This is a genomic window from Cellulomonas sp. P4_B5_2, from assembly GCF_056402235.1.
This window is the reverse complement of sequence record NZ_JBFUHU010000145.1, coordinates 1-9,023: the sequence shown is the minus strand read 5'-3', so window position 1 is coordinate 9,023 and position 9,023 is coordinate 1. Positions and strand designations below refer to the sequence as shown.

The following is a 9,023-nucleotide window of genomic DNA, read 5'->3' as shown; positions in this document are numbered from 1 at the left end:
TCGAGCTGGACCAGGTCGGACTCGGCGATGCCCAGGCGGTCGGCGAGCAGCGGGTGGAGCTCGACGTAGGGCGCCGGGGAGCTGCGCACCAGCTCCGGCACCCGGCGGGTCTGCGCGCCGGACTGGTAGTGCGCGAGCACCCGCCCGGTCACCAGGAACAGGGGCGCGTCGCGGCGCAGGTCGTCCGACGGGCCGCGGTGGTCCACGGGGATGAGGCGCGCGCGGCCGTCGGGCGTCGGGAAGCGGTCGAGGAACATCCGCGGGGTGCCCGGGTGCGGCGTCGGCCCGGCGGGGACCGGCCAGAACAGGTCCGGCTCGGCGTCCAGGCGCGCGTGGCTGAGCCCGCTGTAGTCGGCGCGGCCGCCCGCGGACGCACGGGCCAGCTCGTCGAACACGACCGCCGGTGAGGTGTCGAACCGGACGGTCGACCCGAGCCGGAGCGCCAGGTCGGCGAGGATCTCCAGCTCGCTGCGCACCCCGGGCGGGGGCGGCAGGGCCTTCCGGCGACGGATGACGCGCCCCTCGAGCGAGGTCATCGTGCCCTCCTCCTCCGCCCACTGCGTGACGGGCAGGACCACGTCGGCGAGCAGGGCGGTCTCCGACGGGAAGAAGTCGCACACGACGAGCAGGTCGAGCGAGGCGAGCCGCTCCCGGACGCGGTCGGCGTCCGGAGCGCTGACCAGCACGTTCGATCCGTGCACCAGCAGCGCGCGCGGGCCGCCCGGCGTCCCGAGGGAGCGCAGCAGCTCGATCGCGGGCATCCCCGTCCGGGGCAGGTCTGCGGGGTCGACGCCCCACACGCCGGCGACGTGCGCACGCGCCGCCTCGTCCTCGATGGACCGGTAGCCCGGCAGCTGGTCCGCCTTCTGACCGTGCTCGCGGCCGCCCTGCCCGTTGCCCTGGCCGGTGATCGCGCCGTAGCCGGACCCGACGCGTCCGGGCAGTCCGAGCAGCAGCGCGAGCGTGATGGCCGCGGTGACGGTGTCGGTGCCCTGCGTGCTCTGCTCGACCCCGCGGCCGGTGAGGATGTACGCACCGGAGCCGCCGCGCGACGGCGACGCGTTGGCCAGCAGGAACGCGGCCCGGCGCAGCGACGCGACCGGGACACCCGTGACCTGCTCGGTCCGCTCGGGCCACCAGAGGGCYAGCGACCGTCGGATGTCGTCGAGACCCGTGGTCCGCTCGGAGAGGTACGCGAGGTCCGCGAAGCCCTCCGCGAGCACGATGTGCGCGATGCCGAGCAGCAGGGCCAGGTCGGTGCCCGGGACCGGCTGCACGTGCAGGCCGCGCTCCTCGGTGGTCAGGTCCGCGGTCGCCGAGCGACGGGGGTCCACGACGATCAGGCCGCCCGCGGCCCGTACCCCGGCGAGGTGCTGGACGGCCGGCGGCATGGTCTCCGCGAGGTTCGACCCGAGCAGCAGCACGGCCTGCGCGCCGCCCAGGTCGGCCAGCGGGAACGGCAGGCCACGATCCAGGCCCAGGGTCCGATTGGCGCCCGCCGCGGCGCTCGCCATGCAGAACCGGCCGTTGTAGTCGATGTTCGGCGTGGCCAGCACGGTGCGCGCGAACTTGCCGAGCGCGTACGCCTTCTCGTTGGTCAGGCCACCGCCGCCGAACACCGCGACGGACTCCGGACCGTGGGACTCGCGCAGGGCGGCCAGCCGGGTGGCGACGAACGACAGCGCGGTGTCCCAGGAGACCGGCTGGCCGTGCAGCAGCGGGGTGGTGAGCCGGTCCGTGGCCCGCAGGAGCGTGGGCGACGTCCACCCCTTCTGGCACATGCCGCCCTTGTTCGTGGGGAAGTCCCGGCCCGCGGCGGTGACGGTGCCCTCGTCAGAGGTGTGCAACGTCTGCGCACACTGGAGCGCGCAGTAGGGGCAGTGAGTCGCCGCCGCGGGCTGGGACATCAGATGACCGTCGCGCCGAAGGAGCCGGTGCGGCGCTGGTACACGGCCCAGGTGGTGAGGCTCATGACCAGGTACAGCCCGACGATCACCCACAGGGCCGCCTGGATGTTGCCGGTGGCCGAGGTCGAGATGGCGAACCCGCGCGGGATGAGGAACCCGCCGAACGCGCCCACCGCACCCGCGATCCCGAGGCAGCCCGCCGCGGCCTTGACGCGCCGGGCGCGGTCCTCGTCGTCGGTGGCCCCGAAGCGGAACACCGCGGGGATCATCCGGTAGACCGAGCCGTTGCCGGCACCCGTCGCGACGAAGAGCACGAGGAACGAGGCCAGGAACGGGCCGAACGCGTGGGCCCGCAGGGCGAAGATCGCGCAGACGACACCGACCGCCATCACGCCGAAGGCGACGATCGTGACGCGCGCACCGCCCAGCTTGTCGGCCAGCATGCCGCCGAGCGGCCGGGCGATGGACCCGACCAGCGCACCGGCGAACGCGATCGTGATCGTGACCTCGGGGAACTGGTTCTTCAGCAGCGTCGGGAACGCCCCGGAGAAGCCGATGAACGAGCCGAAGGTGCCGATGTAGATGAACGAGATGATCCAGGTGTGCCGCGCCCGGGCGGCGACGCCGTAGGAGCGCGGGTCCGCCTTGGCGTTGGACAGGTTGTCCATGTACCGCCAGGCCAGCAGGGCCGCGATGAGCACCAGCGGCACGAACATGAGGCCGGCCCGCTCGAGCTCCAGCCCGGCCGCGCCGACGATCACCAACGGCACCGCGAACTGCACCGCAGCGGTGCCGAGGTTGCCTCCGGCCGCGTTCAGGCCGAGCGCCCGGCCCTTCTCCTTCTCCGGGTAGAAGAACGAGATGTTGGCCATCGAGGACGCGAAGTTGCCGCCGCCGACACCGGCGAGAGCCGCGACCGCGAGCAGGGCGCCGAAGCCGAGCTGCGGGTTCTGGACGGCGACCGCGAGCGCGATCGTCGGGACCAGGAGCAGCAGGGCGGACACGATGGTCCAGTTGCGGCCGCCGAAGATCGGCACCGCGAACGTGTAGGGGATGCGCAGCGTGGCGCCCACCAGGCTAGGGAGGGCGATCAGCCAGAACATCTGGTCGACCGTGAGGACGAAGCCCGCGGCGGGCAGCTGGGGGACGACGATGCTCCACAGCGCCCAGACGGCGAACCCGAGGAACTCGGCGAAGATCGACAACCCGAGGTTGCGGCGGGCGATCGCCCGACCGACGGAGGCCCACTGGCCGCTGTCCTCGGGGTTCCAGCCGTCGATCCATCGGCCAGGGCGGTGGGTGAGCGGCGCAGTGTCGAGAACGGGTGTGGTGCCGGCGTCGGTCGCGAGCTGTGTCGCCATGGGGACCTCCGGGAGGACGGTGTCAGGGGGCTCGGTCGACGACGACGCTAGGCAGCGGATGTTTCGACCGACCTGTCCGATCGGTTGCGCGCACGGTTCTTTTCGCGCACCGGTTGCCGCGGGGGCCTGTGAGATCAGGCGAGCGGACGCACCCGCACGTGCTCGGCGGGGACGCTCAGACGCACCTCGGCACCGACGTGCAGACCCAGCCGCGCGACCTGCGCCGGCGGCAGGTCGACGAGCACGTCACCCGTGGTCCGGAGGCGCACGCCGGTGGTCCCGGGCTCGAGGTCGACGACGCGCGCCGGCCAGCCCTCCCCGACCGTGACGGCGCTCGGCGAGAAGGTCACCTGCACCCGTCCGCCCGGTCGCCCGGGAGCGCAGGGGATGACGACGCCGTCCGGTCCGGCGACCGCCGAGGACCCGTCGGGCAGGGCGACGAGCGTCCCGACGACGAGGTTGACCCCCGCCAGCGCGGCCGTGAACGGGTGCACGGGGTCGGTGAGCACGTCGAGCGGCCGACCCTGCTCGACCACCCGACCGTCGTGCAGGACGACCACCCGGTCGGCGAGCGTCACCGCGTCGAGCACGTCGTGCGTGACCAGCACCGTGGCGGTGCGCGTGCGGCGCACCTGCTCCCGGACCAGCTCGCGCAGCTCGGCGGCGGTCCGCACGTCCAGCTGCGCGAACGGCTCGTCGAGCAGCAGCACCGCCGGCTCTGCCGCGAGCGCCCGGGCCAGAGCGACGCGCTGCCGCTGGCCGCCGGACAGCGCGTCGGGACGCCGCTCGGCCAGCCCGCCCAGCCCGACCGCCGCGAGCCACTCGTCGGCCACCGCTCGGGCCCGGGCCACCGGCATCCCCGCCGCCCGCGGACCGAACGCGACGTTCTCCCGCGCGCTCAGGTGCGGGAACACCAGGGGGTCCTGACCGAGCAGGCCGACGGACCGGTGCTCGGGCCGCACCGCCGACTCCACCCGCTCGTCCCACACCGCCGTCAGTGTCCGCTCGCCCACGCGCACCACCCCGTCCGTGGGGACCAGGTGCCCCGCCAGGACGGCGAGGAGCGTGGACTTGCCGGCACCGTTGGGCCCGAGCACGCCCACGATCTCCCCGGGATGGGCGGCGATCGTCACGTCGAGCGCGAAGGCCCCGCGGCGCACGACGACCTCGGCGTGCAGCGACGTCACGCGGCACGCCCCGGGCGCCAGGCCCGCGCGGCAAGCAGGACGGCGACCGCCGCGAACACCAGCAGCAGGGACAGCGCGACCGCGGTCCCCTGGGTCACGCCGGCTCCGTTGAACGCCGAATAGATGGCCAGGGGCATGGTCTGCGTGACGCCCGGGGAGTTGCCCGCGAACAGCGCGGTCGCRCCGAACTCGCCCAGCGCCCGCGCGAAGCAGAGCACCGTCCCGCTGACCAGACCGGGCATGACGAGCGGCAGGGTGATCCGGCGGAGCACGGTCCAGCGGCCGGCGCCGAGGCTCGCGGCGACGACGTCGAACCGCGTGCCTGCCGTCCGCAGCGACCCCTCCACCGACAGGACGAGGAACGGCATCGCGACGAACGCCTGGGCGATCACCACGGCCGCCGTCGTGAACGGGATGCTGATCCCGAACCACGTGTCGAGCGTCTGCCCGACCAACCCGCGCCGCCCCAGCAGGTAGAGCAGCGCGATGCCGCCGACGGTCGGGGGCAGGACGAGCGGCAGCGTCACCAGGGCGCGGAGCAGGTCGGCGGGCCAGCCGTGCGCCCGCGCGAGCACGACGGCGAGCGGCACGCCGAGCACCAGGCACACGACGGTCGCGACGACCGACGTCGACAGGGAGAGCCACAGGGCATCGAGTGCGGACGGCGTCGTGATGTCGGCGGGCAGCGAGCCCCAGTCCGCGCGCACGAGCAGGGCGACGACCGGGAGCACCAGCAGACCGGCCGCCAGGGCGGCGGGCACACAGAGGACACCGGGGACGCCGACGGAGCGTTCGCGGGTCACGGCGCGGCGAACCCGTGGTCCGCCAGGATCCGCTGCCCCTCGTCGGAGAGCACCAGGTCGACGAACGCCCGGGCGGGTGCGCCCTCGGTGAGGGCGACGATCGGGTAGGAGTTCACGGCGGACGCGGCCTCCACGAACTCGACTCCCTCGACCGAGTCGCCGGCCGCCCGCACGTCGGTCCGGTAGACCAGGCCGGCGTCGGCGTCGCCGGTCTGCACCTTGGTGAGCACGGCCTTGACGTTCTGCTCCTCGCTCACGGGCGTGAGCGCGAGGCCGGCACCGTCCAGGACGGTGCGCGCCGCGGACCCGCAGGGCACCTGGGCCGCGCACAGGACGACCTTGCCGCCCGACGACGACACCTCCGCGAGGTCGGCCAGCGAGGAGATCCCGAGCGGGTTGCCCGGCGCGACGACGATCTCCAGGGTGTTCGTCGCGAAGACCGCAGGCTCCCCCGCGGCGAGGCCCGTCTCCGTGACCTCGGCCATGGTCGCCTGGTCGGCCGACGCGAACACGTCCGCCGACGCCCCACCGACCAGCTGCGTCGCCAGCGTGGCCGAGCCGTCGTACGTCACCGGGTGCACCGTGACCCCCGGACTCTGCTCCGCCAGCTCGGCGGCGAGCTCGTCGAACGCGCCCTGCAGGGAGGCCGCCGCGAAGATCGTGAGCTCCCCGGTGGGGCCCGTCGGGTCGGGCGCGGAGGCCGGGGGGTCCGCCGCGCAGGCGGTCAACGCCAGCAGCACCGCCGCCGCGCCGGCGAGGGCGCGCACCCTCATCGTGGCGTCTCGACGAGCACGGTCGTCGCCTTGACCACCGCGGTCGCGCGCGATCCGACCTCGAGCCCCAGCTCGCGCACCGCCTCGGTCGACATGAGCGACACCAGCCGGAACGGACCGGCCTGCAGCTCGACCTGGGACATCACGGTGTCGGAGAGGATCCGCGTCACCAGGCCGGTCAGCCGGTTGCGCGCCGAGCTGGTGCCGGCGGAGGGGTCGTCGGGGGTCCGCGCACGCTCGACGGCCAGCGCGGCGAGCTCGACGCCGCCGACGACGCTGCGGCCGGCGTGGTCGGTCCGGGCCTCCAGTGCGCCCGACTCGACCCAGCGGCGCACGGTGTCGTCGCTGACGCCCAGCAGCTGGGCGGCCTCGCTGATGCGGTAGTCGGTCACGAACGCGATCGTAGTGCCGCAGAAGCGACTGTCCAGCGCTCCCTGATCCGCAGATGCGGAACTCAGGCGGAAGTCCATCCCGGCCGGTAGCGTCCGGGCATGGCGAAGAAGTCCGGCAAGAAGCACCAGGACAAGGTCCCGAACGACGTCTACGAGGCGGAGCTGTCCCGGCTCCAGGCCGAGCTGGTGAGGGTGCAGCTGTGGGCCAAGGAGACGGGTGCACGGATCGTCGTGGTGTTCGAGGGCCGAGATGCCGCCGGCAAGGGCGGCACGATCAAGCGCATCGCCGAGTACCTCAGCCCCCGCWTCGTGCGCATCGCCGCCCTGCCCACACCCACGGAGCGCGAGAAGGGTCAGTGGTACTACCAGCGCTACGTGGCGCAGCTGCCCACCGCGGGCGAGGTCGTCCTGTTCGACCGCTCCTGGTACAACCGCGCGGGGGTGGAGAAGGTCATGGGCTTCTGCACCCCGGAGGAGTACGACCGGTTCATGCGCCAGACCCCGATCTTCGAGCAGATGCTCATCGAGGACGGGATCCTGCTGCGCAAGTACTGGTTCTCCGTGTCCGACAAGGAGCAGCTCAAGCGGTTCCGGTCGCGGCTGAACGACCCGCTGCGGCAGTGGAAGCTGAGCCCGATGGACCTCGAGTCGATCAGCCGGTGGGAGGACTACTCCAAGGCCAAGGACGAGATGATGGTGCACACGGACACGATCGGGAGCCCGTGGTTCGTCGTGGAGTCGGACATCAAGAAGCACGCCCGCCTCAACATGATCAGCCACCTGCTCTCCACCATCCCGTACAAGGACGTCCCGCACGACAAGGTCACGCTCCCGGCCCGACCGTCCGCGTCGACCGGGTACGAGCGACCGTCGCGCGAGCTGTCCACCTACGTCCCGAACCACGTGGCGAAGCTGCTGGGGGATCCCGAGAGGTACATCTGACGCCGAGGGCGAACGCCCGTTGCGTCGCGGCCGATCACCTGCGACGTTGATCCGCATGTCGACGACCTCGACCTCCCCCGGCCCGTCCCTGCGGGTCTCCCTGCCCGGTCTGCAGCCGTCGGTGAAGGACTTCCTCACCAACGAGGCCGGCAGCGCCGTCTACCTGCTGGCCGCCACGGTCGTCGCCCTCGTCTGGGTCAACTCGCCGTTCGCGGACTCCTACGAGTCCCTCTGGCAGACCTCCGCCGGCTTCCACCTGGGGAGCTGGGGCGTCGACCTCGACCTGCACCACTGGGTCAACGACGCCGCCATGGCCATCTTCTTCGCGGTGGTCGGCCTGGAGATCAGCCGCGAGGCCACCACCGGGGAGCTGCGCGACAAGCGGACGGTCGCCGTCCCCGCCCTGGGCGCCTTGGGCGGTCTGCTGGTCCCGGTGCTCATCTACCTGGCGTTCAACGGCGGCACGGACGCCGCGCACGGGTGGGGCGTCGTCATGTCGACGGACACCGCGTTCCTCGTCGGCATCCTCGCTCTGTTCGGTCCCAAGTGCCCCGACCGCCTGCGCCTGTTCCTGCTCACGCTCGCGATCGTCGACGACATCGGCGCGATCACGGTGATGTCGATCTTCTACACCGACGAGGTCGACATGGCCGCGCTCGCCATCGCCGCGGCGATCGTCGTGGGGATCCTCATGCTGCGCTGGCTCAAGGTGTGGCAGCTGGCGCCCTACGTCGTCGCCGGGATCGCGCTCTGGTTCGCGGTGCAGGCGTCGGGCGTGCACGCGACCCTGGCCGGCGTGATCATCGGCCTCCTCGTCCCGGCCCGGCCGCCGGACCAGGAGACCATCGACGAGGTGGCCGGCTACGGGCGCAAGCTGATCGACGACGCGACGGCCGAGCGCGAGCACCTCGCGGAGCTGGCGGCACGCGCCGCGGTGCCCACCAGCGACCGGCTGCAGCGGATCCTGCACCCGTGGAGCGCGTTCGTCGTGGTGCCCCTGTTCGGCCTGGCCAACGCGGGCATCCAGCTCGACGTGGAGTCCCTGCAGGCCGCCGCGCAGTCCCGGCTGGCCATCGGCGTCGCCGTGGCGCTCGTGCTCGGCAACGCCATCGGCATCACCGGCGCGGCCACCCTGGCGCTCCGGCTGGGTCTGGGCGAGCTGCCCGGACGCGTGCGCTGGGGGCACCTGCTGGGCGGCGCCGTGCTCGCGGGCATCGGGTTCACCATCTCGCTGTTCATCGCCGAGCTCGCGTTCGACGACGCCGAGCACCTGGACAACGCGAAGATCRGCATCCTCGTCGGGTCGCTCACGGCCGCGGTGCTCGGCTCGATCCTGCTGCGCTGGCTCGGGGAGAAGCTGCCGCTGTGCTCGCCGCTCAGCGACGCCCCGCCGCCGCTGCCCCCGCTCCCGTGGAGGGCGCCGGAGTAAGCACGTGCACCGCTCCGTCACGTGGTGATCACCCCGCCGTAGCCCGCCCGGAACACGAGTACGCCACGATGCGCCGTGTTCCCAGCCGTCCGACGAGAGTGGACCCGCCCGTGCTCAAGAAGTCCCGCCCCACCGCAACCGCCACCCGCACGATCACGTTCTGGCTGCCGACGACCGCGCTCGACGGTGCGACCAGCGTGGTCGGCACGTTCAACGGCTGGACGCCCGG

General features: G+C 73.0%; 8 protein-coding genes. 2 read left to right on the top strand and 6 right to left on the bottom strand.

What is annotated here, in order from left to right; translation table 11 throughout:
* From AC1DUQ_RS11905 to AC1DUQ_RS11880, 6 genes are all read right to left on the bottom strand, one after another.
* A partial coding sequence (locus AC1DUQ_RS11905) for a molybdopterin oxidoreductase family protein (RefSeq protein WP_477073851.1) occupies positions 1-1,907 on the bottom strand: 1,907 nt, incomplete at its 3' end.
* Entirely contained in the window at positions 1,907-3,268 is a 1,362-nt protein-coding gene (locus AC1DUQ_RS11900) for an MFS transporter (protein WP_477061586.1), read from the bottom strand. The genes AC1DUQ_RS11900 and AC1DUQ_RS11905, both read right to left, overlap by 1 nt.
* 134 nt (positions 3,269-3,402) lie before the next feature.
* Positions 3,403-4,455: an ABC transporter ATP-binding protein gene (locus AC1DUQ_RS11895; protein ID WP_477061585.1), complete on the bottom strand. Its 1,053-nt coding sequence runs from the start codon at positions 4,453-4,455 to the stop codon at positions 3,403-3,405.
* The gene (locus AC1DUQ_RS11890) at positions 4,452-5,258 is read right to left on the bottom strand and encodes an ABC transporter permease (RefSeq protein ID WP_477073850.1); all 807 of its coding nucleotides are present in this window, start codon (positions 5,256-5,258) and stop codon (positions 4,452-4,454) included. The genes AC1DUQ_RS11895 and AC1DUQ_RS11890 overlap by 4 nt, the downstream gene beginning before the upstream one ends.
* Positions 5,255-6,031: a molybdate ABC transporter substrate-binding protein gene (modA, locus tag AC1DUQ_RS11885; protein WP_477061583.1), complete on the bottom strand. Its 777-nt coding sequence runs from the start codon at positions 6,029-6,031 to the stop codon at positions 5,255-5,257. The genes AC1DUQ_RS11890 and modA overlap by 4 nt, the downstream gene beginning before the upstream one ends.
* Positions 6,028-6,423, bottom strand: coding sequence for a TOBE domain-containing protein (locus AC1DUQ_RS11880; protein WP_477061582.1), 396 nt, complete (start codon positions 6,421-6,423; stop codon positions 6,028-6,030). The genes modA and AC1DUQ_RS11880 overlap by 4 nt, the downstream gene beginning before the upstream one ends.
* Before the next feature lie 99 nt (positions 6,424-6,522).
* Between AC1DUQ_RS11880 and ppk2 the strand changes: the two genes are divergently transcribed.
* Both ppk2 and nhaA read left to right on the top strand, forming a co-directional pair.
* Positions 6,523-7,365 (top strand): polyphosphate kinase 2, encoded by an 843-nt coding sequence (gene ppk2, locus AC1DUQ_RS11875; protein ID WP_477073849.1) that lies wholly within the window; start codon positions 6,523-6,525, stop codon positions 7,363-7,365.
* Between the two features lie 55 nt (positions 7,366-7,420).
* Positions 7,421-8,794, top strand: a complete 1,374-nt coding sequence (gene nhaA / locus AC1DUQ_RS11870; protein WP_477073848.1) for a Na+/H+ antiporter NhaA — start codon at positions 7,421-7,423, stop codon at positions 8,792-8,794.
* The last annotated feature ends 229 nt before the right edge of the window (positions 8,795-9,023 follow it).

What these genes read in the sequence shown, in the direction of transcription:
- AC1DUQ_RS11900 (WP_477061586.1), bottom strand. Translation starts at nt 3,268, where the DNA reads ATGGCGACACAGCTCGCGACCGACGCCGGCACCACACCCGTTCTCGAC.
- modA (WP_477061583.1), bottom strand. Translation starts at nt 6,031, where the DNA reads ATGAGGGTGCGCGCCCTCGCCGGCGCGGCGGCGGTGCTGCTGGCGTTG.